A 1267-nucleotide genomic window follows, 5' to 3' on the forward strand; every position below is an offset into this window, starting at 1 on the left:
TCCCGGATCACCAGCGGGTACGTGCGCGGACTGTAACAAGCCACTCACTTGGGACCGTTCCGGCCAGCGTGCCCACGATGAATGGGGCGAGTACATCTGCTCAGCCACCCTCAGAACCCACCGGATCAGCGGGGGAAGCATGTAGCACACCCCGACGCAGACGCGTGCCTCTCCTCATCGCCACGCCCCTCGCGAAACAGGATAGGCGCGAGGTCGGCTAATCGAGGCTGGCCGCGCCCCGTGCTCCCACGAACGGCAACCGGGGAGCGATCGAGAACCTCATCGTCGACGTTGCAGGAGCTGGGGACGCTGGACGTCGCACGGTTCTTGAGCCCGAAGTCGGGCGGCGTCGTGACTGTTGCCCGACAGACCGGGCTAGACCCGATCGATCTGGTGGCTCGCGAGAACGCGACGCTCATCTGGCACCTCCGGCACGCACGAATTCAGTCGGGCCAGCGCAACACGTCCTCGGGCTCCGAGGCGAGGACGAAGCGTCGACCTTCGTACTCACCCCTACCGCGCCTACGAGCTTGCGCTCTGCGAGCCAAAGGCGGCGACGCCAGGCAGGTTGCTCACCACTCACACTGCCAACGCTCGCCTTCCGAGGTGTCGCCTCTGCTGACGGACTGAGACCAGCGGGGTCCTTCAGAAGAACTCGCCCGAAGACTGAGCCCGGTCAGTCGTCCGCAGGACCTCGAAGTCATCCACGTACTCATTGACCGCCGCGCACAGGAGACCACCATGGCGAACACCAAACAGCACTCCATACGACACGACCTGCACCGCGAAATCGCGGGCACGATCGGCCTGCTCACCGACGAGCAGGACTTCACTGCAATGCGGCGCTACCGCACCTTCCAGTTCGAAGACCACGAGTCCTATCTACGGCAGGTGGAATCCCTGCTCCGGACCCGCGCATATGAAGGCAGCCACACTGCCGTCGCACTCTTCGACCCCGAGGAGTACGCCGAGTTCTGCGCCGAGGGCGGCCTCGACCCCGACGCCCCGGCCAGCCGCACCCGCTTCACCGCCGAACTCGCCTCCACTGGCCCCACCCTCTTCTATGAGGGACAGCCCCTCACCGAACTCGTCCCTGAACTCGTTGACAACGCTGTCCGCGAGGCCACTTGGGAGTATGCGTCCACCGTTCTTTCCGGCATAGGCCCCTGTGCCAACTGCGGAGAAGACATCGGCAGGGCCGCCTTCGACCGCGCCTCGGAGCTGCTCCTGTGCATCCTCGATGCCGCGAGTACCGGCGAGCACCACC

Annotated in this window: 1 protein-coding gene; it reads left to right on the forward strand. The window is 65.4% G+C overall.

Translation table 11 applies throughout. From position 1 onward, the window contains the following. Positions 1 to 741: 741 nt before the first annotated feature. Positions 742 to 1267 (forward strand): hypothetical protein (locus tag EU811_RS23345; protein WP_202979364.1); only part of this gene is annotated, 526 nt, incomplete at its 3' end.

Source organism: Arthrobacter sp. TS-15 (genome assembly GCF_006964045.1).
Lineage (GTDB): Bacteria > Actinomycetota > Actinomycetes > Actinomycetales > Micrococcaceae > Arthrobacter.